Here is a 26,128-nt window from a genome sequence, read left to right as displayed (position 1 = left end):
TCCTCCCGGCGAGGCCAGCGGCGCGAGCCGTTGACCCTTGCGACCATGAGGTGCGCCGGGAAGATCAGGAGACGAGGACGGACGGAACGGACAGTGGCGACCGCCAGGCTCCGATGAACCCGACGTGTCTAGCCCGGTCTACCTGGCAAAGAAAGCTCGCAGAAGCGATAGCGGGCCATCCCGCGCTGATCGGTGGGATCGTTGCGAAGATCAGTCGGGCGTATCCCCGAGAGCAGGCAGATCGAGTCCGGCTCGGTAGCGCGTCGGACTGACGCCTTGGCTGCGGCGGAACTGCCGCGCGGCGAAGTCGGCGCTGCCCCATCCGACCTCCGCGGCGATCGCGGAAACGGTCAGGTCGGTCGTGCGAAGCAGAAGCGCCATCCGCTCCACCCGAAGCATCGTCAGGTAGGCGATCGGTGGTCGACCGAACGCTTGCACGAAGACGCGGTTGAGCTGTGATGGTGAGAGATGGACGGTGCGCGCCAGCTCGTCCAGCGTCCGTCGACGCCGCAGATCGTCTCGCAACAGCTCCGCGACGAGACGCGCCTCTGTTCTGTAAGGGAGGTGCATGCGCACCCCTGCGTTCCCCGAATGCGCACCGCCCCGCTGCGCGACGCGCTCACCGTGCTGGATCAGCGTCAGATCGGGAACGACCGCGTGCAGCACAGAGAACAAGATCGACTGCGCCCGATAGAACCGGGCGGAGGGCAACCCCTCCGCGCTGAGGAAGACAAGCTCGTCCAGCCACGATCCGATCCGCTCATTGCGGCTCTCGCTGACCCGCACGATCTGGATGGAACTGCCCGGGCGGGCTTCTAGCATGCGCTTGGCGTCGAGGCGGTCGGAGAAGATGCCAGCGTGTTGCCAGAACGCCTGATCACTCAGATAGGCGCAATCGACACGCAGGGTTGTCGCTGTCGAACAAGGCTCAGGCTCCGCACGCAGGGAGGCGTCCGACGCCGTCATCACGATGACGTCCCCTGTCCGCACGAACCTTCCGCCGGCGTCTCCGGCGATGGTCGCACCGCCCCGCCGCACGACGACGATCGTCACGCAGTCGCCGGCGGACTCGATCGTCTGCGTGAGAGCGTGGCAGTGCGCCGTGAACGGTGGACGCACACGGTGCAGGCCGTGAGGCTCCGGCACATGCATCCACCCCCCTCTGACGGCGGTGCCGCTGTGCCCTTGCTGGAAGGGTTCCCGCCGCCGCTGATCGGCCGCGTCACGCTGTTCACGCCTCGACGCGGGCGGACCGGGCGGCCGCGAAGGCGCGGTTGATGCCGAAGCTGGCGACGAGAGCGAGGATCGACAGGGCGAGGGCGGCCCATGGGGTGCGTGTGACGCCCGCGGATTCCACGATCACGCCGCCGGCCCAGGAGGCGAGGGCGATTCCGGCGTTGAAGGCGGCGATGTTCAGCCCGCTGGCTGCCTTCTCGGCGCCGGGGCCGCGGCCGCTGGCGAGGGCGACGGCGTGGGTCTGCACGGGGGGTGAGATGAGGAACGCGAACACGCCCCATACGGCGATCACGATGGCGATCCCTACTGTGCTGGACGAGGTGGCCAGCACGCCGATGAAGCTGACGATGAGCCCTATGAGGGCGATGCGTATGACCCGTGTGGTGCCCAGGCGGTCGGCCAGGGCTCCGCCGGCGAGGTTGCCGATCACGGTCGCGCCGCCGAACAGGAACAGCGCGAGGGTCACCCCGGTGGCGGTGTAGCCGGCGTCGCCGGTGAGAAGGGGTTCGAGGTAAGTGAACACGGCGAAAGTCGCGCCGAACCCAAGGCCGGTGACGAGGTAGGTCATCGCGATCGGCCGGTCTCGCAGCAGGGAGAGCTGTTCGCGCAGGCTCACCGACTCGCCGGTGCGGGTGGAGGGGATGAGCGCCGCGATGGCGAATGCTGCGATCGCGCCCAACGCGGCGACGATGAGGAACGTGGTGCGCCAGCCGACGGCGGTGCCGATGATGGTGCCCAGGGGGACGCCGATGACCATCGCGCCGGTGAGGCCGAGGAACATCAGGGAGATGGCGTGGGCGGCCTTGTCCTTCGGGACGAGCGCGGCGGCGGCCGGGGCTCCCAGGGCGAACACGGTGCCGTGGGCGGCTCCGGCGAGGATGCGGCCGAGCAGCAGCCCGGTGAAGCCTCCAGCGGTGGCGACGAGGACGTTCCCGGCGGCGAAGGCGATCATGAGGGCGACGAGCGCCCAGCGGGAGTCGTAGCGGCTGAGCCAGCTCGTCAGCACGGGTGAGAGCACGGTGATCGCCAGGGCGTAGAACGTGACCAGCAGGCCTGCGGTGCCGACGTTCACGCCGGTCTCTGCGGCGATGGTGGGCAGCAGCCCGACGAGGACGAACTCGCTGATGCCGATCGCGAACGCGGCGACGGTCAAGGAGAGAAGCCGGATCATGGGTGTCTGTCTCGCTTTCTGCGGAGGAAGTGAGGGGCGATGCCACTCGGGCGGACAACGGAGGCGGGTCGCTCGGGTGCGACCCGCCTCCGCGATTCGGGTTCCGCGGTCAGAAGGTCGCCGCTCCCAGCCGGGCGAGGTCCTCGTCGGCGTCGAGGGTGGCGCCGGCGACGCCGACCGCTCCGATAACCGTGTCGCCGTCGCGGAGGACGATGCCGCCTCCGAAGGAGATGAGCCCGCCGTTGGTGTGCTCGATCGAGTAGATCGCGCCCCCGGGCTGCGCGTCCCGGCCGAGGTCGATGCTGTCGGTGCCGAACAGGGCCGCGGTGCGGGCCTTCTTCTGCGCCACCTCGACCGGGCCGATCAGGGCCGCGTCCGTGCGGGCGAAGGCCACCAGCGTCCCGGCGGCATCCACCACTGCGACGGCCACCCCGTGCCCGTCCTCGTCGGCCTTCGCGACGACCGCGTCGATCACCGCCTGCGCACGCACACGCTGAACCATGATTCCTCCTTGCTGAATGAATGTGAGACGACGGCTACATGGATTCCGTCTTGATGAACAAACTATCTTTGGTTTCGCCCGATTGTCAAACCAGATGCCACTCGTGTCCGGTATAGTTCAGCATCATGGAATCAAGGTCGGAGTCGGGCCGGGTCATCCAGTCGGTCCAGCGCGCGTTCGCACTCGTGGAGCACCTGGCCGCGGCGCCGGAAGGGCTGCGGTTGAGCGACCTGGCGGACGGCGTCGGGCTGAACCGGAGCACCGCCCACAACCTGCTGGCCTCCCTGGAGACGCTGGGCTACGTGGAACAGCCGAACCGGGGCGGCCCGTATCGGCTGACCGGCAAGCTGGAAGCGCTGCTGCGTCCCCGGGTCGAGGCGGAGCAGATGCTGCGCACCCGAGTCCGGCCGTTGCTGGAGGCGCTGTCGACGCAGACGGGCGAGACCGCCTACCTCGCCTTCGCCGCGGGCAGCGAGTATCTGTGCGCCGATGCGGTGCAATCCAGCGAACCGCTCCGCCTGACCGTCACGACCGGGGAACGCGAGCCACTCCTGGGCACCGCGATCGGACACGCCCTGCTTGCCGCCGACCCCGCGCTCGCCGAACGGATCGCCGACACCGATCCCGCCGCGTGGGCGGCGCATGCGGCGGCTGTGTCCGATGCTGCGGTTCGCGGATACGCGCTCGACGAGAACAGCTTCCACCCCGGGGTCTCCTGCATCGCCATCGCCATCGGCCCGGGCGCGGCGATCGGAGTCGCCGGCCCAGCCAGCCGCCTGCCCCGCCCCCGGCTGGCCGACATCGCCCGCCAGATGATCGCCCAGAGCCAGAGCATCACCTGACCGCCCGGCCAAGAGCATCCGGCGCCGCGGCTTCACTCGCGGTCCGCGACCACGATCTTGCCGACGGCGTGGCCGGTCTCCACGATCCTGTGGGCTTCGCGGAGCGTGCTCGCATCGATCGGCGTGAGGGTGCGGGTGCGGGTGGTGCGGATGCGGCCGACGTCGACGAGCTCGGCGATCCGGGTGAGGGCGCGATGCTGGGCTTCGAGGTCGTAGCCGTAGCGGGGACGGGTGAACATGAACTCCCAGTGCCACGAGATGGCCTTGGACTTGAGCGCGAAGTAGTCGAGGTCCCGTTCGTCGTCGATCGCGACGATCTCCCCGAACGGGCGCACGACCTTCGTGAACAGCGGGATGCGGCCCTTACTCTGCGATGTGAACACGTAATCCACCCCGCCGGGGGCGGCGGCGAGAATCTGCCGGTCCAGATCATCCGCACTGTGATCGACGATCACGTCCGCGCCGAGGGAGCGCACCCACTCGCGGGACTCGGGCCGGGAGGCGGTGGCGATCACCCGAACCCCGGTGAGCGCCTTCGCGAGCTGGATCAGGATCGAGCCCACCCCGCCCGCGGCGCCGAGCACAAGCAGCGTCCCGGTGGAGTCCTCGGTGAGGCCGAGCTTGTCGAACAGCGCCTCCCACGCCGTGATCCCGGTCAGCGGCAGCGCCGCAGCCTCGGCGTAGCTCAAGCTCGTGGGCTTGGGACCGACGATGCGCTCATCCACGAGCTGCCGGCTCGCGTAGGAGCCCGGGCGTTCGATCGCTCCCGCGTAGTACACGTCGTCACCTGGCCGGAAGAGAGTGACCTCCTCACCGACGGCGATCACGGTGCCGGCGGCATCCCAGCCGAGCACACGGTCCGTGCCGCCCCGGTTCCCGGAGGCGCGCACCTTCACGTCGACCGGGTTGACGGAGACGGCCTTGACCTCGACGAGCAGGTCGTGCCCGGTCGGCGTGGGCGGGGTCGGGATCGTGGCGTCGATGAGGCTGTCGGGTCCGTCGACGGACCCGCCGGCGCGGGACACGACGGCGGGGATCGTCATGGTCTGTTCGATGGTCGTCATCGCGGAAGCTCCTTCTCACGGGTGTGGCGCGGCGCACGGAACAACGCCGACGCCTTCACCGTAACCGCGTGACCAGTGGTTACCCGCAAGAGCTACTACTACCCAATGGGTAGCGTTCTCATCCGATCCGCGTTCGTTCAGGCGTCTCCGGCGCGTTCCGCGTGCGCCAGAGCGAAGGCATAACGGGACTCAGCCCACTCGCGCAGCGCGAAGACCGGTTCGACGGCGCTGCGCCCGACGTCGGTCAGGGAGTACTCGACATGCAGGGGCACGGCCGGGATCACTTCCCGGTGCACGAGCCCGAAATCCTCCAGCCGCCGCAGCGTCGCAGTCAGCACCTTCGGGGACACCCCCTGCAACCGCCGCTGCAACTCCCCGAAGCGAAGAGTGCCGTCCGCGAGGGCGCCGATCGCCAAGGCGGCCCACTTGGTCGCCACCACATCCAGCAGGTCCCGGCAGGGACAGTCGGCTGAGTACACGTCCCCGCGCGTCTTGACCCGCTCACGGATCGGTACCCGGCTGTCACTCAACGTCATGATTCCCGCCCTCCAGGCCTGATTTCACCACAGCAATACCCATCGGATAGTAGCAGGCCTTGCCGGTAACTACGGCTCGTTGTTTACCTTCGCAGCACCCGTCACATCTCGTGCGGGACGAACCATGCATCTGGATCAGAAGGAGCACACCGATGCCCACTCCCACCATCTCCCCGGTCGTCCTGGCCCGGGCGAGCGCCCATGCCGCCCTCGACGCGGGCTTCGCGAAGGCCGACGAGCTCGGCGTCCCGTTCACCATCGCGATCCTCGACGGCGGCGGCAACCTCGTCGCCCAGGTCCGCGGCGACGGGGCAGCCCTCGCCTCGATCGGCACCAGCGTCGCCAAGGCGCTCACCGCGGTGCACTTCGCCCAGCCCACCCAGGACCTCCAGGGCGCCGTCAACCCCGGCCAGGCCTTGTTCGGCCTCGGCACCCGCGACGCCGCCTACGCGTTCGTCGCCGGCGGCATCCCGATCACCGACGCGGCAGGCACCGTGATCGGCGCCATCGGCGCCGGCGGCGGCTCCCCGGAGCAGGACCACGAAGTCGCCGCAGCCGCCCTCGCCGCAATCGCTTGATCCGCGGCGACGTACGGCGTGTGCCTCGGGCGGCCGAGTCCGGGGCACACGCGTCACCGCCCCGACACCCCAGCTTCATCACGCAAAAAAAAGGGACTGCCTTGACATGGTCACCCTCGTTCCCCGGGCTGGTCTCCAGCCCACCACCGCGCAGATACCCGCCGGCGCCGCCACCCACCTGATCGTCGAGCACCTCGGCGACCTCCTCGTCCGCGCCGATGCCGTCCTCACCCGGGAACGGTTCACCGACGACACCTTCACCAAGACCGACTCCTACCGGCTCCCCACCCAGGAGACCCTGCGAGACACCGAGAATCGCGTCCGGGCCGACCTCGCACGGTTCGCGGACCGATTCTCCGATCAGACGGACCTGATCAACAGGTTCACCGAAACGATCGAGCTGACGCAGGCGCCGGACCACGGCCTCGAAGCCCTCGGTACCGCCTACCGGACGGCGCTGGCCGCGTTCCGCGACGGCTTCGAGCCCACCAGCTCGGCAGCCCGGGCGCACGCGATCTTCACCGATGACGGCCTGGACGTCTCCATCCGCATCGATCACGAGCGCTACGCCCGCCCAGAGCAGGACTTCCTCGCCGCCGCTTCCGCGTTGATCGCGTACCGCCGTGACGGCGAGGACAACCTCACCATCGACGAGCGCATCGCGGTACGAGCCGCTTACTGGCTGCTCGACCAGGGCGTGCACATCCCCGGGCCATACCCGATCTGGGGCACCTCGGGGTTCCGCGACGTGCAAACCTACGCCTCGATCACCGACCCCGGCGAAGGGCACCTCGCCGGCACCACCCGGTATCCCGGCTACCTCCACGGCGTCATCGTGCACGTCGAGCACCTCGAACGCGGCGTCAGCCGCAGCCGGGAAGAACTCGAGCCCTACCGGATTCCCTCCCCGCGCACCGTCGCCCGCGTCCGCCTGCACACCGCCGAGGCCGCACCGACCTCCAGCTACATCGGCCGGCCGCTGCTGGACGGAACCGTCGAAGACTCGCTCATCAAGACCAGCCGCACATTCGCCGCCGCAGCATCCTCACTGCTGTCCGACGGACTCGCGGAAGTCAAATTCTCCGTCGAGCGGCTCACCGCGACCGAAGCGATCCGGCTCCTGTCCGCCCTCGCCCGCGAAGTGCGCCGCGACCGACACGCCCAAGTACTCTCCGCGGCGTTCAACATCAACACCCCCATCCTCGACGACCGCGAAGAGACCATCCGCGCCCGCCGGGAAGTGATCCGTGCCACCACAGCGGAGGAGATCGGGCTGCTCGGCATCGAGATCGCCGCGCAGGCCGGACTCGACAAAGTCACCTGGGACGGGACCGCCGACACCTACCCGAGCCGGTGTATCACCGACCAGCTCGGCGGCCCCCTCGCACTCACGCTCGTCCACCGTGCACATGAGAAGGGACTGCTGACCTACTTCTCAGCCGGGTTCCGATTCGACAACATCCCCGACGCGGTCGTGACCGCCGTCGACGGAATCGGCATCGGCGGCGCGCAGATCCTCCGCTTCATGGACAAGCGCACCGGCAACCACGGCCCATTCCTGCCTGACAACATCCACCGCATCCTCGCCATCCGCGACGAAGCCGCGGATAGTCCAGCCGGGCGTGCCGCACGTTTGCTCGCCCGACTCGACCGTCTCCACTACGAAGGCACCCTCACCAGCGCCGACGAACCCAAGCGAGCCGCCCTGTTCGAGGCGCTGCGCGCAGGCGACCTGCCCGGAGCCGAGCGCATCACCAACGGCCTAGATGTACTGACCTCGACCGTTGTTGATTCGGTCGATGGGGGTTTTGCCTCCGATGCCGAGGTGGTGCCTGTCTAGGTTGTAGTGGTCGAGCCAGGTCGTCAACCCTGCTTTTCGGTCGTCGTTCGAGCTCCAGGGGCGGGCGTAGGCCCACTCGGTGGCGAGGGTGCGGTTGAGGCGTTCGACTTTCCCGTTGGTCCAGGGGCAGTGCGGTTTGATGAACCGCTGTCGGATGCCGTGCGCGTCGACCACTGCCTTGAACGCGGCCGAGTGGCGGTAAGCGAACGCGTTGTCGCTGATGACGCGTTCGACTGTGACGCCGAGGCGCGCGTAGAACGCGATCGCGCGGTCGAGGACGCCCGCCGCGGTGGTGCCTTTCTCGTCGTCGTGGATCTCCGCGTAAGCAACTCGGGAATGGTCGTCGATGACGGTGTGCACGTAGTCGTAACCCAGGCCCCGCTTGCGCGCAGGACGTTGCCCGCGGCCATGCAGACGCCATCCGCCGCCGTCGGGGATACGGCCGAGTTTCTTCACATCAACGTGGATCAGGGACCCGGGATGATCATGCTCGTAACGCTGCGCGGATCGGCGGGTCGCGCGGATCACGGACCCCGTGACCGGGTCCAGCTCCCGCAGCAACGGCACGTGGTGGCGGCGCAACACCCTACCGACCGTTGAGGCCTGCAAGCCGAGCTTTGGGCTGTGTCAAGCTTCGTAGACGATCTCTTTGTGGATTTCAGGCCGCGGTTGCGGTCTGGGCGTAGTAGGCGGCCCGGGTCTCGGCGGGGGTGCGGTAGCCGAGGGTGGAGTGCAGCCGGCGGCGGTTGTAGAACACCTCTATGTACTGCATCACGGCGAATCTCGCTCGCCGCCGGGTCGCGAAGGACTGCCGGTAGTACATCTCGTTCTTGAGCATCGAGAACCACGATTCGGCGACCGAGTTGTCCCAGCACACCCCGGTCCTTCCCACCGACAACCGCACCCCGAAACGGCCCGCGAGCTTGGCGTACTCGTCAGAGGTGTACTGGCTTCCGCGGTCCGAGTGGAACAGAGCGCCCGACTCGATGCGCCCGTGGGTATGGGCCATCGTGAGGGCGTCGCCGATCAGCTCGGTGCGCATGTGCTCAGCCATCGACCAGCCCACGACCTCACGGTTGAACAGGTCGATCACCGTCGCCAGATACAGCCACCCTTCCCCGGTGCGCAGGTAGGTGATGTCGCCGACGAAGCGGACCCCGGGCCGGTCGGCGGTGAAGTCCCGCTTGAGCAGATCGGGGCGGGTCACCACGTCGTCGGCGGGGATCGTGGTGCGCTTCTTGGAGCGGGGCTGGATCCCGAAGATCCCCGCCTCCCGCATGATCTTGCGGACCAGACCCTCCGACGCGGCGATCCCGCGGCGAGACAATTCGGCGAGCACCCGCCGGAACCCGTTCACCCCGTGCGAGTCGTCGTGGATCTGCGTGATCACACCAGACAGCCACACCCTCCGCGCCGTGGTCGGCGGGATCGTGTCCCGCCGCTTCGCCCACGCGTAGTAGCCGGCGCGTGAGACGCTGAGCAGGCGCGCCATCAGCTCGATCGTGAAGGTGGCCTTCTCCGCGTGCATCAGCGTGAACTTCTCGCTCACCGCTGCTCCTTCGCGAAGAAGGCCGCGGCTTTTTTCAAGAACGCGTTCTCCTCCGCGAGCCGCCGGTTCTCCGCTTCCAACCGTGCGATCCGCGCGGCCTCCACCGGTGGCGGCGCCGTCTCCGGGTCGGGGTGCTGGGCCCGATACGCCTTCACCCAGTACCCGAGCGAGCTCTCGTTGATCTCCAACTCCCGCGCGACCTGCGCGATCGGGCGGCCGCCCTGCACGACGAGCTGGACCGCGTCGGCCTTGAACTCCTCAGTGAACTTCCTGCGATTCGTAGACATCTCTGCCTGTCGTTCCTTCCTGGTAACGACCGTCTACAAGAAGTGTCACACCCCACTTGTCAGCGATGAACACCGGCCCACGCCGAGTGAGGTGCCGCATGATCCGCACCCTCGCCTCCACGCACGCTTTGGTCTGGCGAGGGTGGGAGCGGGCGACGCTGGAACGATCGATCAGGCCCGCCGGGCCGCACTCCCGGAACCTGCGCCACCACCGCCACGCGGTCGTGCGGGAGATCCCCATTTCCGCGGCAACATGCGCGACCGCACGCCCCGACTGGATGCGCTGAACCATGATCAACCGGCCGGCCGGAGTCAGCCGGGCATTAGCGTGAGACAAGAGAGACCTCCGTGCGTTTGAGCTGAAGAACTTAGACAGCTCCAACTCGACCCCGGAGGTCTCTCCTACGTCAACAACGATCTGGGTCAGTACACCTAGCCCCGGTGCTCAACGCGCCCGCTGATGCCGTCCACCCGCTCCTGGCCTGGGCAACCCGGCTCCTCGACGCCGCGAACCCGATCCTCGCCGAACAGCGCATCGGAGCCAGCGACTGGGACCAGTTCCGAGCACGTATCCGGCATGCCGCCGATCGCACCGACCTCATCCAGCTCGCAGACCTCCTGCAGCAGGCGTCCTCTGCGCAACCGCGCCCCTAACAGCAGGCGCGCGGGACTGTCAGCAAAACGGTGGATCTGGGACTGGCCTGACCGAAAGGAAGGGCTATGAGCCAGACCATCGAGATGATCGATCCTGTGACAGGAGAGATCATCGATCAGCAACAGATCGCCGAGCAGCTGCTTGCGCAGGCGAAGGAGCAGGGCGTCAGCCTCGTGGGGCCGGGAGGCTGCTGGGCGGGCTGACGAAGACCGTGCTCGAGACCGCGCTCGAGGCGGAGATGACCGAGCATCTCGGCTATGAGAAGCACGCGTCATCGAACGGCGAGAACGCGCGCAACGGGACCCGGTCCAAGACCGTGCTCACCGAGGTCGGTGCCGTCGAGATCGACGTGCCGAGAGATCGTGACGGGTCGTTCCAGCCGAAGATCGTGCGCAAGCGGCAGCGGCGGTTGGACGGGATCGACGAGATTGTCCTGTCGCTGACCGCGCGCCGGCTGACGACTGGTGAGGTCGCGGCGCACTTCGACGACGTCTACGGGGCGAGTGTCAGCAAGGACACGATCTCGAAGATCACCGACAAGGTGATCGAGGAGATGACCGAGTGGCAGAACCGTCCACTGGACCGGGCCTACCCGGTGGTGTTCATCGACGCGATCGTGGTGAAGGTCCGGGACGGGCAGGTGCGCAACAAGCCGTTCTACGTCGCCGTCGGCGTCACCACGGCCGGGGAGCGCGACATCCTCGGGATCTGGGCCGGCGATGGCGGCGAGGGCGCGAAGTTCTGGCTGGGCGTGCTCACCGAGATCAAGAACCGCGGTGTCGAGGACGTGTGCATCGTGGTCTGTTATGCCGTGTGCGCGGTTATGCCGATGATGCTCGGGCGGTCCTGGTCAGCGGCGGTGGGCGGGCTGCGGTTGTCGGCATAATCGTGTGATCCTGATCGGCTGGTCTTCTCAACTTGAGGAGACAGGAGAGCAGTTCATGGTCAGGATCGAGATCGAGGGACGCGGTGTGCTCATCGCCGGTCCACTGGAAGACATAGCCCGCCGGTTCGAGGACGAGCTTGTCCGGCGGGGGTCCACCGACGTCAGACCCGCGATCTCGATGACCTCGTCAATCCGCGAACGCGAGATGCCATGCGTTGCCGCAATCCAGCGGAGATGGTCATACGCGCGACGTGACCGATGCGCCGCCTTCGCATCCAGCAGCGGGTGAGTCCCATAGGGTGGATGCTCCTATTGCTGTCAAGCGGCCAGTGGCGGGCTGATCTGCTCCAGGGTGGCGGTCGCTCGGGCCTCGAGTTCAGGGTCGGCGCGAGTGCCGATCTCGAGTCGTCGGAGCCGCTGGTAGGGGACGCCGAGAGTGGCGGCGAGAACGCTGATCGGGATGCCTTTCGCTTGTCGGCGTGCTCGGAGTTCGCGCCCGACGGGATTGTCGGTGGCGGGATTGAGCAGAGCGGCATAGATCTCGTTCGCGACGTGTCGTTTGAGGCAGCGCATGATGTCACGGTCGGTGAGTTGCTCCGAACGACGCCTCTCGAAGTGGGCCATCGTCCGAGGCTCGCGATGCCGCATGCGCAACAGCACAATCCGGTGCAGCGCGGCGTTCGCGTGCCGGTTCCCGCCGCGAGAGAGTCGATGCCGTGTGCGTTGTCCGGAGGAGGCGGGGATCGGGGCGACACCGGCGAGAGCGGCGAAGCTGGCGCGGGTTCCGAGCCGCTCGGGGTTGTCGCCCGCGGCGACCAGGAGCGTCGCTGCGGTGACAGGACCGACTCCGCTCAGGGACAGCAGCGTGGGGTTGACCTGCCGGACGAGCATCTCCAACTGTTGTTCTATCAGGTCGATCTCGGCTTGCATCGTGAGGTGTCGGACCGCGAACCGTCGCAGTGTCTGCCGGGCGACGACCGCGGGATCGGGGGACGTGATTGTTCCGGGCCGAGTCTTGGCGAGCGTGTTCACCAGACGCGGCCCGCTGAGAGCGCGGAACGCCTGTCGCACGAGCTCGGGTGCGGTGATCAGCAGCGCGTGGATCTGGTTCATCACTTGCGCTCTGGCCTTGGCCGTCGAGCGCCGCTCTGCGAGGAGGATCCGCATCGACTCGACCGCGCCATCACCAGACTTTGGGATCGCGGTGTCCGTTCCTGAGAGGACAGCGGCCGCTGCCTGGTGGGCGTCGAGGGGGTCGGACTTGCCGCGACGACGGCGGGCTTGCCGGTCCTGTCGCGCGACTTCGATGACGGTCAGCCCCGCCGTGGTCAGCGCGCGTGCGAGGCCAGCCCCGTACGACCCCGTTCCCTCCACCCCGATACGGACGACATCACCGTGCGCGTGGAGGAACGCGACGATCTGCGCGTAACCGCGACCGTCGGCACGGAACTCTCGGTCCGCGACAGGTCGGCCCACGAGATCGAGGATCGCGACGTGATGCGTGTTCTTGTGCGTGTCGACCCCGGCGACCAACTCGGAGCCTGGTGGCAACGGGTTGGTCAGCGGCGGGTCGAGTGTCATGCTCGTCATTGACGGGATTCCCTTCCAATGGTGATGAACGTCACCGCGGGTCGGGTGAGTGCAGACAGCACAAAGGTGAGACGACTTTCCGGTCAGGCTCCTATCAAGTCATGTGCCCGCCCGGCCCGCAGCGACCCCGGCGTCGACGGACAGATCCACAAAAAGACAGCCGCGAACGGCGTCCGTGTAATTTCGGGTCACGCCGGCGCCGGAGCCGAATCCATCATCTCTGTGTCAATTCCCGCGGGGTTCTCGTCGTCGTAGACGTTGAAGGGCCACCGTGGGATGACCAGTTGTTTCCGGCAAGAAGCAAAGCAGAGATCCCACGATGACCCAGTACCAGTCTGCCCTTTCGACCCTGATCGGCGAAGTCCTCGCCGATCCCGAGCTCGCGCATCAGGACGTGTTCCGCCGGATGCTGCAGGCCGGGCTGCAAGACCTCGTCGACGCGGAAGCAACGGCGAAGATCGGCGCCGCCCGTTACGAGCGTTCCCCGGAGCGGACGACCCGCCGCAACGGCACCCGCCCGAAGACGCTCGCCACCCCGGCCGGGGAGGTGGACCTTCAGCTCCCGAAGCTGCGGGAGGGGTCGTTCTTCCCCTCGCTGCTGCACCCGCGGCGGCGGGTCGACAAGGCGCTCTACGCGGTGATCTGCCAGGCCTGGATCGACGGGGTGTCCACCCGCAAGGTCGAGCATCTGGTCCGCGCGTTGGGCAACGACACCGGCATCTCCCGCTCGACGGTATCGCGGATCTGCGGCGAGATCGACGAAGCGGTCCACGAGTTCTTGCACCGGCGGATCGATCACACCTGGTTCCCTTACCTGTTCCTCGACGCCACCTACCTCGACGTCCGCCATCGCGGCCGGGTCGTCTCGCAGGCCCTCGTCGTCGCGACCGGTGTCAGCGGCGAAGGCCGGCGGGAGATCCTCGGAATGGCGCTGGGCGACGCGGAGACGACGGACTTCTGGACCGAGTTCCTCCGCTCGCTGCGCGAGCGCGGACTGAAGGTCGCGACCGATGCCGACCCGCTCGGCGCAATCCTGGTCACCTCCGACGCGCACGCCGGCCTGAAAGCCGCGGTCAAAGCGATCCTGCCTGGCACGGGATGGCAGAGATGCCGGGTCCATTTCGCTCGCAACGTCACCCAGAAGATTGGCTCCGCCCGCTCCAAGCCGGTCAACGCACTGATCTCCACGATCTTCGCGCAGACCACCACCGAAGCCGTCACCGCCCAATACCAGGCCGTCACCGACAGCCTCCGCGGCTCATTCCCCGAGATCGCCGCCATGCTCGAGGCCGCCGAACCGGACATGACCGGGTTCGCGGCGCTGCCCCGCGAGCACTGGCAGAAAGTCTGGTCGAACAATCCCATCGAGCGGCTGAACCGGGAGATCAAACGCCGCGCCGACGTCGTCCAGATCTTCCCCGACCAGGGCAGCGTCACCCGCCTCATCGGCGCCGTCCTCCAAGAACAGCACGAGGAATGGCAATACGGCGAACGTCGCTACTTCTCCGACATCTCCATGCGCAAACTCGTCCACACCCTCCACGAACACACCGAACCCGCCCGCCCCGAGCTCTACCTCACCGCCTGACCACCACCCACCCACAGGGAACAACGGAATGACACAGAGATGATGGATTCGGCTCCGGCGCCGGCGTGACCCGAAATTACACGGACGCCGTTCGCGGCTGTCTTTTTGTGGATCTGTCCGTCGACGCCGGGGTCGCTGCGGGCCGGGCGGGCACATGACTTGATAGGAGCCTGACCGGAAAGTCGTCTCACCTTTGTGCTGTCTGCACTCACCCGACCCGCGGTGACGTTCATCACCATTGGAAGGGAATCCCGTCAATGACGAGCATGACACTCGACCCGCCGCTGACCAACCCGTTGCCACCAGGCTCCGAGTTGGTCGCCGGGGTCGACACGCACAAGAACACGCATCACGTCGCGATCCTCGATCTCGTGGGCCGACCTGTCGCGGACCGAGAGTTCCGTGCCGACGGTCGCGGTTACGCGCAGATCGTCGCGTTCCTCCACGCGCACGGTGATGTCGTCCGTATCGGGGTGGAGGGAACGGGGTCGTACGGGGCTGGCCTCGCACGCGCGCTGACCACGGCGGGGCTGACCGTCATCGAAGTCGCGCGACAGGACCGGCAAGCCCGCCGTCGTCGCGGCAAGTCCGACCCCCTCGACGCCCACCAGGCAGCGGCCGCTGTCCTCTCAGGAACGGACACCGCGATCCCAAAGTCTGGTGATGGCGCGGTCGAGTCGATGCGGATCCTCCTCGCAGAGCGGCGCTCGACGGCCAAGGCCAGAGCGCAAGTGATGAACCAGATCCACGCGCTGCTGATCACCGCACCCGAGCTCGTGCGACAGGCGTTCCGCGCTCTCAGCGGGCCGCGTCTGGTGAACACGCTCGCCAAGACTCGGCCCGGAACAATCACGTCCCCCGATCCCGCGGTCGTCGCCCGGCAGACACTGCGACGGTTCGCGGTCCGACACCTCACGATGCAAGCCGAGATCGACCTGATAGAACAACAGTTGGAGATGCTCGTCCGGCAGGTCAACCCCACGCTGCTGTCCCTGAGCGGAGTCGGTCCTGTCACCGCAGCGACGCTCCTGGTCGCCGCGGGCGACAACCCCGAGCGGCTCGGAACCCGCGCCAGCTTCGCCGCTCTCGCCGGTGTCGCCCCGATCCCCGCCTCCTCCGGACAACGCACACGGCATCGACTCTCTCGCGGCGGGAACCGGCACGCGAACGCCGCGCTGCACCGGATTGTGCTGTTGCGCATGCGGCATCGCGAGCCTCGGACGATGGCCTACTTCGAGAGGCGTCGTTCGGAGCAACTCACCGACCGTGACATCATGCGCTGCCTCAAACGACACGTCGCGAACGAGATCTATGCCGCTCTGCTCAATCCCGCCACCGACAATCCCGTCGGGCGCGAACTCCGAGCACGCCGACAAGCGAAAGGCATCCCGATCAGCGTTCTCGCCGCCACTCTCGGCGTCCCCTACCAGCGGCTCCGACGACTCGAGATCGGCACTCGCGCCGACCCTGAACTCGAGGCCCGAGCGACCGCCACCCTGGAGCAGATCAGCCCGCCACTGGCCGCTTGACAGCAATAGGAGCATCCACCCTATGGGACTCACCCTGGACCCGCGCCGTGGCGATTCCGGTGCGGGGTGCGGGTCGGACGTACGAGATCCACGGCGCGGCGGACTGGGCGCACCTGTGCCGCACGTACCCGCTCGACGTGACGAACAGCCGCCGCCACGACTGGTACCGGGTCACGGGGCGGGGCGGCCGGTGGCTACTGCCGGATTGGTCGCGTGTCGCCGACGACTGGGATGCCGTGCACCTCAGCGGCTGGGGCTACCTCACTGCCGCCACGCGCGAGATCGTGGTGGATGCCGAGTACTCGAGCGTCATCGGCGGGTGGGGTCCCGATGAAACCTACTGGCTGACCGGGAAGGTGCGCGAGATCGACGAGCCGCGCGTGCACTGGGACGCCGAGGAGCGAGGCGATCCGTGGCGGCGCGTCGACGGAGACGGGCTCAGCCGGCGCCCCGCGCGATGACCTCGGCGGCGTAGTCGGGCACGTAGTTCTGCAGCTCGCGCGGCGGCCGCTCGTACCCGCCCGAGGCGGGACGCTCGGGGATGTCGATGGGCTCGCGCTCCACCGGCTGGTAGGGGATCTGCGACAGCAGATGGTGGATCATGTTGATCCGGCCGCGGCGCTTGTCCTCGTTGTCGACCTCGAACCAGCGTGCTTCGGGGATGTCCGTGTGCACGAACATCGTGTCCTTCGCGCGCGAGTAGTCCTCCCACTTGGTGATCGACAGGACGTCGTTGGGGGAGAGCTTCCAGCGCCGCATCGGATCTTCGTTGCGCGAGCGGAACCGCGCCTCCTGCTCGACGTCGGACACGCTGAACCAGTACTTCAGCAGCAGGATGCCGTCTTCGACGAGCATCCGCTCGAAGATCGGCGCCTGATGCAGGAACCGGTGGTACTCCATGTTCGTGCAGTAGCCCATGACGTGCTCGACCCCCGCGCGGTTGTACCAGGAGCGATCCATCAGCACGATCTCGCCCGCGGCCGGCAGATTCGCCACGTACCGCTGGAAGTACCACTGGGTCTTCTCGCGCTCGGTCGGGGTCGGCAGCGCCACGACGCGCGCGACGCGCGGGTTGAGGTACTGCGAGACGCGGCTGATGGTCGAGCCCTTGCCCGCGGCATCCCGCCCCTCGAAGATGACGACGACCCGCGCGCCGGTGGACTGCACCCACGCCTGCATATCGACGAGCCTGGCCTGCAAGGCCTTCAGCTCCTTCTCATACGCCTTCTTCGGCATCCGCTCGCTCATGACCCGAGCGTACCGGGGCCCACGCCGGGCGTGGCCAGAGCAACTCGAACCGTTCGCAGAGCACCGGCATGTCTTGGGCGAATCCGCGCGGCGACGTGGAGTGCGCCCGCCAGTAGCGTTCGTGCGCCTCGCGCCAGGAGGCGAGAGTGCGGTCTCCCTCGCCCTCGGAGTGCGCATGCTCCGGCCCGACGCGGTCGAACGGTACGACCTCGAGAGCCGTCGTGCGGATGACCGCCTGCGGTTCGCCGGACCCGTCGAGGATGATGCTCAGCTCGCCGACGACGGGCATCGTCTCGCCGCCGTCCTCGTACTCCCAGACGGTCGACGCCGTCCCCGTTTTGACGCCCTCGGGGACGAGCGCCAGCAGCTCATCGGCGTGCTCGGGCGTCGCCCCGAACGCCCAGGCCACGGGCGGCTGAGGTGGCAGCGTGGCATCCTCTTGCCGGCGCTCGTCGTCCCAGAACGCGGCGACGGCGGCCTCGTTCACGCGTGCAGGGCCTCGTTGAGCGTGACGCCCTTGCCCTCGCGGCGCACGGCCTCGATCGCACCCGACAGCGAATTACGGCGGAACAGGATGCCGTTCTGACCCGACAGCTGTGCACCCTTGACGACGGGGCGGCTGCCGTCGTGCAGCGGCGGCTCGTTCGGCAGCACGATCTTCGACCCGGCGGTGACGTACAGGCCCGCCTCGACGATGCAGTCGTCGCCGAGCGAGATGCCGATGCCCGCGTTCGCTCCGAGGAGCGTCCGCGCGCCGATCGACACGCGGTGCGTGCCGCCGCCCGAGAGCGTCCCCATGATGGATGCGCCGCCACCGATGTCCGACCCGTCGCCGACGACGACTCCCTGCGAGATCCGACCCTCGATCATGGAGGCCCCGACCGTGCCCGCGTTGAAGTTGACGAAGCCCTCGTGCATGACGGTCGTGCCGGGCGCGAGGTGGGCGCCGAGGCGCACGCGCGAGGCATCCGCGATGCGCACCCCCGCCGGCACGACATAGTCGGTGAGCCGCGGGAACTTGTCGAGCCCCTGCAGCTGGACGCCGGCGCGCTGCAGCCGCGGGCGCAGCCGCGCGAACGCGTCGGGGTGGACCGGTCCGGCGTTCGTCCAGGCGACGTTCGGGAGGTGCGCGAAGATGCCGGTGAGGTTCAGCTCGTTCGGGGCGACGAGCAGGTGCGACAGTGCGTGCAGGCGCAGGTAGGCGTCGCTCGTGGCCTGCGGCGGGGCATCCAGGTCGATCTCGACGACGACCGTCTCGACGGTGACATCGCGGCGCTCGTCGGGCCCTGCCTGCGCGTCGAGCGCGGCGGTGTCGGGCTCGGCGGGGGCGCGGCCGGTGGCGGGAGAGGGGAACCAGGTGTCGAGGACGGTGCCGTCACCGGCGATCGTGGCGAGGCCTGCCCCCCAGATCCAACGCTGTTCAGTCATGCCTCCCAGCGTACCGGCGACGCGGCGCTGGCTAGACTCGGGCCCATGCCCCGCCTGGACCTCACCGCCGGCTCCGTCGAGCTCACCCGTGCGATCTGCGACATCCCCAGCGTCTCGGGGGACGAGACCCCGCTCGCCGACGCGATCTTCGCCGCCGTCGACCCGCTCGACCACCTCGACGTCTACCGGGACGGCGACACGATCGTCGCCCGCACGCAGCTGGGTCGCGCGCAGCGCGTCGTGATCGCCGGACACATCGACACGGTGCCGATCAACGCCAACCTGCCCACGCGCGAGGTCGTCGAAGACGGCGAGCGCTACCTCTGGGGCCGCGGCACGGTCGACATGAAGGGCGGCACGGCGGTGCAGCTGAAGCTCGCCGCCGAGCTCGTCGCGCCCCGCGTCGACATCACCTGGATGTGGTACGACAACGAAGAGGTCGACTCCGACCTGAACGGCCTCACCCGGCTCGCGCGCACTCGCCCCGACCTGTTCGCCGGCGACTTCGCGATCCTCGGCGAGCCGTCGAACGGCGCCGTCGAGGGCGGCTGCAACGGCACGCTCCGCGCGATCGCGCGCACCCACGGCGCCCGCGCGCACAGCGCCCGGGCGTGGATGGGGGAGAACGCGATCCACGCCGCCGCGCCGATCCTCACTCGCCTCGCCGCCTACCAGCCGGCCGAGATCGACGTCGACGGCCTGGTCTACCGCGAGGGTCTGAACGCCGTCCGCATCACGGGCGGGGTCGCGGGCAACGTCATCCCCGACCTGTGCGAGGTCGAGGTGAACTTCCGCTTCGCGCCGAGCCGCACCGTCGGGGGCGCCGAAGCGCACGTGCGCGAGGTGCTCGCCGGCTTCGAGGTCGAGATCGTCGACGCCGCCGCGGGGGCGCGGCCGGGGCTCGACGCGCCGCTCGCGCAGGAGTTCCTGGCCGCCGTGGGCGGCGAGCCGCGCCCGAAGTACGGCTGGACCGACGTCGCCCGGTTCTCGGCGCTCGGCGTTCCGGCGGTGAACTACGGCCCCGGCGACCCGAGCCTCGCCCACCACGACCAGGAGCGCGTCCCCGTCGCCCAGATCGAAGACGTCGAGCGGGCCCTGCGCGCCTGGTTGACCGCCCGGTGACGGGCGATCTCGTCGCCGCCGCGCCGCGGCGCCTGCTGCGCCCGGCGCTGAGCGTCGGTGCGATCTACCTCGCGGCGCGCGCGATCACGACGGTGTTCTTCCTCGTCGGCGCCGAGATCGCGAACCGCACGGGCGGCGGCGGGGCGACGATCGGATCGCTCTCGATGCGCTGGGACGGCCAGTGGTACTGGGTGGTCGCGACCGCGGGATACCCGACGGAGCTGCCCCTGGATGCCTCGGGTGAGGTCACCCAGAACGCGTGGGCGTTCATGCCGCTCTATCCGGCCCTCGCGCGGGGACTCTCGTTCGTGATCGGCGGGCAGTACCCGATCGCGGCGATCCTCGTGTCGCTGGTCGCGGGGTACTTCGCGTGCCTCGCGCTCTTCCACCTGCTGCGCGAGCGCATCGACAGGACGGCCGCGCTCTGGGCCGTCGCGCTGTTCGCGGCAGGGCCGCTCGCGGCGCTCTTCCAGATGGGGTACGCCGAGAGCCTCTTCCTCCTGTGGCTCTTCCTCGCCCTCCTCGCGCTCGTGCGCCGCCGATTCGGGTGGCTCTACCTGCTCATCCCGCTGATGGGCTTCACGCGCCCGGGCGTGCTCGCCTTCGCCCTCCTGCTCGGCCTCTACGGTATCGTGCGGTGGTTCCGCCGCCGCACCGATCCGCTCCCCGCCGTCCAGATCGTGCACATCGTGGCGCTCGGTCTTCTCGCGGTCGTCGTCGGCTTCTCCTGGCAGCTGATCGCGGGACTCGTGACCGGCGACTCGTCGGCCTACATGCAGACCGAGCTGTCGTGGCGGCGCGGCTGGACCGGCGGCGACGGCGGGTTCGTGCCGTTCGAAGGGTTCGTCCAGGCATCCGCGATCTGGTTCCGCGTCTGGGGGCTGTCCGAGCCGCTCGGGTACGTCGCGCTCGGCGTGCTCGTCGTCGCGGTCGCGGCGCTGCTGCTGCTCGAGCCGCACGTGCGCCGGCTCGGCATCGAGATCCGGCTGTGGTCGGCGAGCTATGTGATCTACCTGCTGCTGGTCTTCTTCCCGCAGTCGAGCACCTTCCGTCTGCTGCTGCCGCTCGCCCCGCTCTACGGTGCGCTCGCGCTGCCCCGTCATCCCGCGTGGCGCTGGTCGGTGCTCGTCGTCGGCATCGCGCTGCAGTGGTGGTGGATCTCCGAGATGCTCGTGCTCGGCACGACGTTCACGCAGATCCCGTGACCTCGCGTGTGACACCGTGAGGCGTGCCGTGTCAACCGTGAGCGCGCGTGTCCCGGTGTACCGATAAACTCTCTGTTGTAGTCCGAAGACGAAAGGGAGCCCCCAAATGGCAGCCATGAAGCCGCGAACCGGAGACGGACCTATGGAGGCGGTGAAGGAAGGCCGCCTCATCATCGTGCGCGTTCCCCTCGAGGGCGGTGGCCGCCTGGTCGTCTCCGTCAATGATGACGAGGCGAAGGAACTGCACGGCGTGCTCGGTGAGGTCGTCGGCGCCGCCTGAGGCCCTCACGATCCGTGCGAACGGCCGGCACCTCTGCGGAGGTGACCGGCCGTTCGGCGTCTGCGGGGCGGGAGTGCGGTGCGCCGTCAGTGCTCGGCGGGCACCGTCGTCAGCTGCAGCAGGCCCTCGCCGACGATCGACAGGGCGCCGAGCACCGCGGGGGAAGCCTGCGTCTCCTCGATCAGCGACCGGAACGCCGTCGTGATCGGGTCGCGGCGCACCGGGTCGGCGACCGCCCCGCCGCGCAGCGCGCGCGGCACGAGCACGGTGCCGCCGGCGCGCACGAGCCGCAGCCCGTGCTCGACGTACTCGATGACGCCTTCCGCATCGGCGTCCACGAGGACAATGTCATAGGATGCCTCGTTCATGCGCGGCAGCACGTCGGCGGCGCGGCCGGTGATGAACCGCGACCGGGCCGGGGCGATCTTCGCCTCGGCGAACGCGGTGCGCGCGGCGGCGAGGTGCTCGGGCTCGTTGTCGATCGTGGTGAGGGTGGCGCGCGGCGATCCGTGCAGCAACCAGAGCCCCGAGACGCCGGCGCCCGTGCCGATCTCGACGATGCTGAGCGCCGCGGTCGCGGCGGTCACCACGGCGATCTGCGCGCCGACGGCGGCACTGATCGGGTCGGCGCCGATCTCGACGGCGCGGGCGCGGGCACGCTCGATCGCCTCGGGTTCGACGGCGGCCTCCAGGGCGTACCTGCGGATCGCATCTGACTCGGCCATGAATACCACTCCTTCTCCGCCAGAGTACGGTGCGAGAAGGCGGGAAGGCGGCAGGCGCACGGGTAACCTGGAGGCATGTTCTTCGGCTACGACATGGAGAAGTTCCTCCTGCTCCTCGTCGTGGCTGCGCTGCTCATCGGGCCCGAGCGTCTCCCGCGCTACGCGGAGGGGCTCGCCCGCTTCACCCAGCGCGCCCGCGAGTGGCTCGCCGGCGCGCGCTCGCGCGTGAAGGAGGAGATGGGCGACGACTTCGACGACGTCGAGTGGCGCAAGCTCGACCCCCGTCAGTACGACCCGCGGCGGATCATCCGTGACGCCCTGCTCGAAGACGCCCCCGTGCCCACGGTGCAGGCGGCCGCGGTCGGCACCGCCGCGGCGGCCACCGCGACGACTCCGCTCGCGCCCGTCTTCGACCCCGAGGCCGCCGCGGCCGGAGTGCCGTTCGACAACGAAGCGACCTGAGGCGGCGCCCCGCGAGCGCACCGCCCCGTGAGGCGGGCGGACGGGGCGTCAGCGCGGAGTGAACGGCAGGGGACGCCCGGCGAGGCCGCGGCCGGTGCGGGCGAGGGCATCGGCGACGGCCGAGATGGCGCGCGCCGCGGCATCCGTCGGGTCGCCGACGACGACGGGGACGCCGGTGTCTCCGCCGCGGCGGAGCGCGACACTCAGCGGCACCGATCCGAGGAGCGGCACCGGAGGCGCGTCCGGCGCGGAGGCGGACAGCGCCGCCGCGACGGCCGCCCCTCCGCCGGCGCCGAACAGGTCGAGCACCGACCCGTCGGGGAGAGTCATCGCGGCCATGTTCTCGACGACGCCGATGACGTGCTGGCCGGTCTGGCCGGCGACGAGGCCGCTGCGCACGGCGACGTCGGATGCCGCGGTCTGCGGCGTCGTGACGACGAGCACGTCGGCGTGCGGCAGCAGCTGGCCGACCGAGATCGCGACGTCGCCGGTGCCGGGCGGCATGTCGAGCAGCAGCACGTCGAGGTCGCCGAAGAACACGTCGGTGAGGAACTGCGACACGGTGCGGTGCAGCATCGGGCCTCGCCAGGCGACCGCCGCGGCGGGCTGGTCGCGGGGGAGGAACATGCCGATCGAGATCGTCTTCACGCCGTAGGCGACCGGCGGCAGCATCAGGTCGTCGATGCGGGTGGGCTGCGGCGGCAGGCCGTCGGGCTCGACGAGGCCGAGAAGCGGCGGGATCGAGAATCCGTGCACGTCGGCGTCGATGAGGCCGACCGCGAGGCCGCGCTCCGCGAGCGCGACGGCGAGGTTCGCGGTGAGCGTCGACTTGCCGACGCCGCCCTTGCCGCTCGTCACCGCGATCACGCGGGTGAGCGAATCGGGGCCGAACGGCATGGCGCGGGCCCTGCCGCCGCGGAGGCGCTCGGTGAGGGCCGACCGCTCCGCGGGGGTCATGACGCCGACCGCGAGATCGACGCCCGCGATCCCCGGAACGGATGCCGCGGCCGCGCGCACGTCCCGCTCGATGCGATCGGCGGCGGGGCATCCGACGATCGTCAACGCGATCTCGACGTGGGCGACGTCACCGTCCACCCGCACCGCGCGCACCATGTCGAGCTCGGCGAGCGGGCGGCGGATCTCGGGGTCGGTGACGGCGCCGACGGCGCGGGCGACGGCCTCGGCATCCGGTGCGGGTGCCGTCGTCATCGTGCGGGGGCGCCGGGGGCTGCGGGGGCGCCGGGCGCGTCAGCGGCGGATTCCGGCTCGGACGGTTGGGGCTCGGGCGTGAGCTCCTCGAGCAGGGCCTTGAACTCCTGCCGCAGCACGTCGCGCGTGAGCACCTGATCGGAGAGGTCCGTCAGCGCCATCCGCAGCGCCACAACCTCGCGGGCGAGGTACTCGGTGTCGGCCAGGTTCCGCTCGGCGCGCTGACGGTCCTGCTCGATCTGCACGCGGTCGCGGTCGTCCTGACGGTTCTGCGCGAGCAGGATCAGGGGCGCTGCGTACGACGCCTGCAGGGAGAGCACGAGCGTCAGCACCGTGAACCCGTAGACCTGCGAGTCGAAGCGCCAGTTCTCGGGGGCGAGGGTGTTCCACATGATCCAGCCGACGCAGAAGAGGCTCAGCAGGAGGAGGAACGCCGGGGTGCCCATCGCCCGGGCCACCCACTCGGTGAAGCGGCCGAAGCGGTCGCGCGAGGGCGCGGGGGTGCGGGTGAGCACACCCGTGCGGCGCCCGCGCGGGTCTTCGAGGCTCACCTTGGGAGCGCGCGCCATCACCGGCGGGCTCTGCCCGCGGCAGGCTTCGGCGTCTCGTCGCCGTCGTGCGAGCGCCAGTCTTCGGGCAGGAGGTAGTCGAGCATGTCGTCGACGCTCACCGCACCGACGAGGCGATGCGCCTGGTCGACGACGGGGAGGGAGACGAGGTTGTAGCTCGCGAGCATGCGCGCGACCTCCGCGGCCGACGCGGTGGCCGGCACGGCGTCGGCGGTCTCGTCGATGATCGCGCCGAGTCGCTCGTGCGGGGGATAGCGCAGCATCCGCTGGAAGTGCACCGTGCCGAGCAGGCGCCCGGTCGGGGTCTCGTACGGCGGCAGCGTCACGAAGACCGCGGCGGCGAGGGCGGGGTGCAGCTCGTGGCGCCGGATGAGGGCGAGGGCCTCGGCGACCGTGGAGTCGGCGGACAGCACGATCGGCTCGCTCGTCATGAGACCACCGGCGGTGTCGGGCCCGTACTTCAGCAGGGCACGGACGTCTTCGGCCTCTTCGGGCTCCATCAGCTCGAGGAGCTCTTCGCGCTGATCCTCGGGCAGCTGCGCGAGCACGTCGGCGGCGTCGTCGGGCTCCATCTGATCGAGGATGTCGGCCGCGCGCTCGTCGCCGAGCGCCTCGAGGATGTGCACCTGGTCGTCTTCGGGCATCTCCTCGAGGGCGTCGGCGAGTCGGCCGTCGCTGAGCTCCTCGGCCACCTCGAGGAGGCGCTCGTCGGGGAGGTCGAGGAGCGTGTTGGCGAGGTCGGCGGGCTTCAGCTCGGAGTACGTCGCGACGAGCTGCTCGGCCGACTGCGCCTCGCCGGGCGACTGCTGCTCGCGCACGTCCTGCCAGTCGGCGAAGGTCGTCGGACCCTTCGCGAACGGGGAGCCGGAGGTCTTGGGCTTGCGGAGGAAGAGCTGGCCGATGTCCCACATGCCGAGCCGGTCGCGCTCGATCGCGACGTCTTCGATCACGGCCTCGCCGGAACCGTCGGTGAAGTAGACCTTGCGGCCGAGCATCTCGGCCATGACCCGCACCTCGCCGCCGCGCTGCTGGAAGCGGCGCACGTTGATGAGGCCCGTGGTGATGACCTGACCGGCCCGGATCGAGGTGACCCGGCCGATCGAGAGGAAGACGTTGCGTCGGCCGGGGATCTCGACGACGAGCCCGACGACGCGCGGCGGATCGTCTTTTCGATAGATGACGACGACGTCGCGGACTTTGCCGAGCCGGTCGCCCGCGGGGTCGAACACGGCGCAGCCGACCAGCCGCGCGACGAAAACCCTCTGCGTACTCACCTCTCCAGCGTAGTCGGCCGCCTGCCCGCGGGCGGGGCGCACGGCGAGGGTGCGCGGCGGGGCGGGCGAAGCGCACGCATGCCAAGATGGACCGATGAGCATGATGGGCGGCGCTCCGCAGGAGCACGGTGAGAAGATCGCCGACTACGCGACGTATCCGGCCGCCCAGCAGGCGGTGTCGCAGCTGATCCAGGGCGACATCCCCGCCCGGGACATCGCGATCGTCGGGCACGGCCTGCGCTCGGTCGAGACGATCACGGGACGGCTGGGATATGCCGCCGCGGCGCGTTCGGGCGCGATCAACGGCGTGCTGCTGGGCCTGGCGTTCTCCGCGATCTTCGTGCTGGGCACGCCGAACGCGGCGATCCAGCTGTTCGCCGGCGTCATGCTCGTGGGCATCGCGATCGGGATGCTCCTCAGCATCCTCACCTACGCGCTGCTGCGCCGCCGGCGCGACTACACGTCGGTGACGCAGGTGCTCGGCGACCGCTACGAGGTGACGGTGCTGCCGCGCAGCATCCACCGCGCCCGGGAGATCGTCGGGCACGTCGTGGCGCCGACGGCCGCGGCTCCCGCTCCCGTCGACCTGACGACCCCGCCGCAGTACGGCGAGCGGATCGATCCGGCGCCGGCTCCCGCCCCGCGCCCGGCGCCCGGGCCGAACGCTCCCGCCGGCGGCGACCCGGCGCCCGGTCCCGACACCCCGTGACCGCGCTCACGGTCGTCCTCCCCGCGGGGGAGGTGACCGTGTCG

27 protein-coding genes and 2 pseudogenes are annotated in these 26,128 nt (G+C 69.4%); 13 read left to right on the top strand and 16 right to left on the bottom strand.

Annotated elements, in window-relative coordinates:
- Positions 1-210: 210 nt before the first annotated feature.
- From FHX68_RS04675 to FHX68_RS04665, 3 genes are all read right to left on the bottom strand, one after another.
- On the bottom strand, positions 211-1,053 hold the full coding sequence (locus FHX68_RS04675; RefSeq protein WP_170214295.1) for a helix-turn-helix domain-containing protein: 843 nt from the start codon (positions 1,051-1,053) through the stop codon (positions 211-213).
- A 178-nt stretch (positions 1,054-1,231) separates the two neighbouring features.
- The gene (locus tag FHX68_RS04670; RefSeq protein ID WP_141381455.1) at positions 1,232-2,407 is read right to left on the bottom strand and encodes an MFS transporter; all 1,176 of its coding nucleotides are present in this window, start codon (positions 2,405-2,407) and stop codon (positions 1,232-1,234) included.
- A 109-nt stretch (positions 2,408-2,516) separates the two neighbouring features.
- The gene (locus FHX68_RS04665) at positions 2,517-2,909 is read right to left on the bottom strand and encodes a GlcG/HbpS family heme-binding protein (RefSeq protein ID WP_141381456.1); all 393 of its coding nucleotides are present in this window, start codon (positions 2,907-2,909) and stop codon (positions 2,517-2,519) included.
- A 125-nt stretch (positions 2,910-3,034) separates the two neighbouring features.
- Between FHX68_RS04665 and FHX68_RS04660 the strand changes: the two genes are divergently transcribed.
- Positions 3,035-3,751, top strand: a complete 717-nt coding sequence (locus tag FHX68_RS04660; RefSeq protein WP_141381457.1) for an IclR family transcriptional regulator — start codon at positions 3,035-3,037, stop codon at positions 3,749-3,751.
- A 32-nt stretch (positions 3,752-3,783) separates the two neighbouring features.
- On the opposite strand, the gene FHX68_RS04655 is transcribed toward FHX68_RS04660, so the two are convergent.
- Both FHX68_RS04655 and FHX68_RS04650 read right to left on the bottom strand, forming a co-directional pair.
- Positions 3,784-4,815, bottom strand: coding sequence for a zinc-binding alcohol dehydrogenase family protein (locus tag FHX68_RS04655; RefSeq protein WP_141381458.1), 1,032 nt, complete (start codon positions 4,813-4,815; stop codon positions 3,784-3,786).
- Positions 4,816-4,952: 137 nt separating this feature from the next.
- Positions 4,953-5,351, bottom strand: coding sequence for a winged helix-turn-helix transcriptional regulator (locus tag FHX68_RS04650; protein ID WP_170214296.1), 399 nt, complete (start codon positions 5,349-5,351; stop codon positions 4,953-4,955).
- A gap of 152 nt (positions 5,352-5,503) precedes the next feature.
- Between FHX68_RS04650 and FHX68_RS04645 the strand changes: the two genes are divergently transcribed.
- Both FHX68_RS04645 and FHX68_RS04640 read left to right on the top strand, forming a co-directional pair.
- On the top strand, positions 5,504-5,929 hold the full coding sequence (locus FHX68_RS04645) for a GlcG/HbpS family heme-binding protein (protein WP_141381459.1): 426 nt from the start codon (positions 5,504-5,506) through the stop codon (positions 5,927-5,929).
- Between the two features lie 106 nt (positions 5,930-6,035).
- Positions 6,036-7,769 carry a hypothetical protein gene (locus tag FHX68_RS04640; protein ID WP_141920055.1) on the top strand — a complete coding sequence of 578 codons (1,734 nt, stop codon included), beginning with the start codon at positions 6,036-6,038 and terminating at the stop codon, positions 7,767-7,769.
- On the opposite strand, the pseudogene FHX68_RS04635 reads toward FHX68_RS04640, so the two are convergent.
- The 3 genes and pseudogenes from FHX68_RS04635 to FHX68_RS16120 all read right to left on the bottom strand — a co-directional run.
- Positions 7,692-8,393 (bottom strand): annotated as a pseudogene (locus FHX68_RS04635) (IS481 family transposase); the annotation flags it as partial. The gene FHX68_RS04640 and the pseudogene FHX68_RS04635 sit on opposite strands and share 78 nt — an antisense overlap.
- A 34-nt stretch (positions 8,394-8,427) precedes the next feature.
- Positions 8,428-9,605 (bottom strand): IS3 family transposase gene (locus tag FHX68_RS04630; protein ID WP_141920053.1). Its coding sequence is split into 2 segments (ribosomal slippage): positions 8,428-9,347 and positions 9,347-9,605, totalling 1,179 coding nucleotides; the frame shifts between segments, so codons are not numbered across the junction.
- On the bottom strand, positions 9,577-9,942 hold the full coding sequence (locus FHX68_RS16120; RefSeq protein WP_425325855.1) for a helix-turn-helix domain-containing protein: 366 nt from the start codon (positions 9,940-9,942) through the stop codon (positions 9,577-9,579). The genes FHX68_RS04630 and FHX68_RS16120 overlap by 29 nt, the downstream gene beginning before the upstream one ends.
- A 104-nt stretch (positions 9,943-10,046) precedes the next feature.
- On the opposite strand from FHX68_RS16120, the gene FHX68_RS04620 reads away from it, so the two are divergent.
- Both FHX68_RS04620 and FHX68_RS04615 read left to right on the top strand, forming a co-directional pair.
- Positions 10,047-10,259: a hypothetical protein gene (locus tag FHX68_RS04620; protein WP_141920050.1), complete on the top strand. Its 213-nt coding sequence runs from the start codon at positions 10,047-10,049 to the stop codon at positions 10,257-10,259.
- Positions 10,260-10,343: 84 nt separating this feature from the next.
- Positions 10,344-11,048 (top strand): annotated as a pseudogene (locus FHX68_RS04615) (IS256 family transposase); the annotation flags it as partial.
- 416 nt (positions 11,049-11,464) lie between these two features.
- Here FHX68_RS04615 and FHX68_RS04610 read toward each other — a convergent pair.
- Positions 11,465-12,736, bottom strand: a complete 1,272-nt coding sequence (locus tag FHX68_RS04610) for an IS110 family RNA-guided transposase (RefSeq protein WP_211345047.1) — start codon at positions 12,734-12,736, stop codon at positions 11,465-11,467.
- Between the two features lie 319 nt (positions 12,737-13,055).
- Between FHX68_RS04610 and FHX68_RS04605 the strand changes: the two genes are divergently transcribed.
- The 3 genes from FHX68_RS04605 (at position 13,056) to FHX68_RS04595 (ending at position 16,314) form a co-directional block, all read left to right on the top strand.
- Positions 13,056-14,324 (top strand): IS256 family transposase, encoded by a 1,269-nt coding sequence (locus FHX68_RS04605; protein WP_141920047.1) that lies wholly within the window; start codon positions 13,056-13,058, stop codon positions 14,322-14,324.
- A gap of 257 nt (positions 14,325-14,581) precedes the next feature.
- Positions 14,582-15,853, top strand: a complete 1,272-nt coding sequence (locus FHX68_RS04600; RefSeq protein WP_211345046.1) for an IS110 family RNA-guided transposase — start codon at positions 14,582-14,584, stop codon at positions 15,851-15,853.
- Positions 15,854-15,900: 47 nt separating this feature from the next.
- A complete protein-coding gene (locus tag FHX68_RS04595) occupies positions 15,901-16,314 on the top strand; it encodes a hypothetical protein (protein WP_141379154.1) in 414 nt (137 codons plus the stop codon).
- Here FHX68_RS04595 and ppk2 read toward each other — a convergent pair.
- The 3 genes from ppk2 to dapD are packed head-to-tail and all read right to left on the bottom strand — an operon-like array spanning position 16,292 to position 18,529.
- Positions 16,292-17,089 (bottom strand): polyphosphate kinase 2, encoded by a 798-nt coding sequence (gene ppk2, locus FHX68_RS04590; protein ID WP_141379306.1) that lies wholly within the window; start codon positions 17,087-17,089, stop codon positions 16,292-16,294. The genes FHX68_RS04595 and ppk2 overlap by 23 nt on opposite strands.
- The gene (locus tag FHX68_RS04585; RefSeq protein WP_141379156.1) at positions 17,070-17,588 is read right to left on the bottom strand and encodes an ASCH domain-containing protein; all 519 of its coding nucleotides are present in this window, start codon (positions 17,586-17,588) and stop codon (positions 17,070-17,072) included. The genes ppk2 and FHX68_RS04585 overlap by 20 nt, the downstream gene beginning before the upstream one ends.
- Positions 17,585-18,529, bottom strand: a complete 945-nt coding sequence (gene dapD, locus FHX68_RS04580) for a 2,3,4,5-tetrahydropyridine-2,6-dicarboxylate N-succinyltransferase (protein ID WP_141379158.1) — start codon at positions 18,527-18,529, stop codon at positions 17,585-17,587. Before dapD ends, FHX68_RS04585 begins: the two co-directional genes overlap by 4 nt.
- 45 nt (positions 18,530-18,574) lie before the next feature.
- Between dapD and dapE the strand changes: the two genes are divergently transcribed.
- The 3 genes from dapE (at position 18,575) to FHX68_RS04565 (ending at position 21,136) form a co-directional block, all read left to right on the top strand.
- Positions 18,575-19,651, top strand: a complete 1,077-nt coding sequence (gene dapE, locus FHX68_RS04575) for a succinyl-diaminopimelate desuccinylase (RefSeq protein WP_141379160.1) — start codon at positions 18,575-18,577, stop codon at positions 19,649-19,651.
- On the top strand, positions 19,648-20,856 hold the full coding sequence (locus FHX68_RS04570; RefSeq protein WP_174799060.1) for a hypothetical protein: 1,209 nt from the start codon (positions 19,648-19,650) through the stop codon (positions 20,854-20,856). The genes dapE and FHX68_RS04570 overlap by 4 nt, the downstream gene beginning before the upstream one ends.
- Positions 20,857-20,962: 106 nt before the next feature.
- Entirely contained in the window at positions 20,963-21,136 is a 174-nt protein-coding gene (locus FHX68_RS04565) for a DUF3117 domain-containing protein (RefSeq protein WP_141379163.1), read from the top strand.
- An 86-nt stretch (positions 21,137-21,222) separates the two neighbouring features.
- Here FHX68_RS04565 and FHX68_RS04560 read toward each other — a convergent pair whose 3' ends face one another.
- On the bottom strand, positions 21,223-21,861 hold the full coding sequence (locus FHX68_RS04560; RefSeq protein ID WP_141379165.1) for an O-methyltransferase: 639 nt from the start codon (positions 21,859-21,861) through the stop codon (positions 21,223-21,225).
- A gap of 75 nt (positions 21,862-21,936) precedes the next feature.
- On the opposite strand from FHX68_RS04560, the gene FHX68_RS04555 reads away from it, so the two are divergent.
- Complete coding sequence (locus FHX68_RS04555; RefSeq protein ID WP_141379167.1) at positions 21,937-22,323, top strand: twin-arginine translocase TatA/TatE family subunit; 387 nt, start codon at positions 21,937-21,939, stop codon at positions 22,321-22,323.
- A gap of 48 nt (positions 22,324-22,371) precedes the next feature.
- On the opposite strand, the gene FHX68_RS04550 is transcribed toward FHX68_RS04555, so the two are convergent.
- The 3 genes from FHX68_RS04550 to FHX68_RS04540 are packed head-to-tail and all read right to left on the bottom strand — an operon-like array spanning position 22,372 to position 25,375.
- Positions 22,372-23,532 carry a P-loop NTPase gene (locus FHX68_RS04550; protein ID WP_141379169.1) on the bottom strand — a complete coding sequence of 387 codons (1,161 nt, stop codon included), beginning with the start codon at positions 23,530-23,532 and terminating at the stop codon, positions 22,372-22,374.
- Entirely contained in the window at positions 23,529-24,101 is a 573-nt protein-coding gene (locus FHX68_RS04545) for a DUF1003 domain-containing protein (RefSeq protein ID WP_141379171.1), read from the bottom strand. Before FHX68_RS04545 ends, FHX68_RS04550 begins: the two co-directional genes overlap by 4 nt.
- Complete coding sequence (locus tag FHX68_RS04540; RefSeq protein WP_141379173.1) at positions 24,101-25,375, bottom strand: magnesium transporter MgtE N-terminal domain-containing protein; 1,275 nt, start codon at positions 25,373-25,375, stop codon at positions 24,101-24,103. Before FHX68_RS04540 ends, FHX68_RS04545 begins: the two co-directional genes overlap by 1 nt.
- 94 nt (positions 25,376-25,469) lie before the next feature.
- On the opposite strand from FHX68_RS04540, the gene FHX68_RS04535 reads away from it, so the two are divergent.
- Positions 25,470-26,084, top strand: a complete 615-nt coding sequence (locus tag FHX68_RS04535) for a YflT domain-containing protein (RefSeq protein WP_229661410.1) — start codon at positions 25,470-25,472, stop codon at positions 26,082-26,084.
- The last annotated feature ends 44 nt before the right edge of the window (positions 26,085-26,128 follow it).

The sequence above is a fragment of the Microbacterium lacticum genome, assembly GCF_006716815.1.
Taxonomy (GTDB): domain Bacteria; phylum Actinomycetota; class Actinomycetes; order Actinomycetales; family Microbacteriaceae; genus Microbacterium; species Microbacterium lacticum.
Note: the sequence above shows the minus strand (reverse complement) of the source record. Positions and strands in the feature narration are given on the sequence as shown.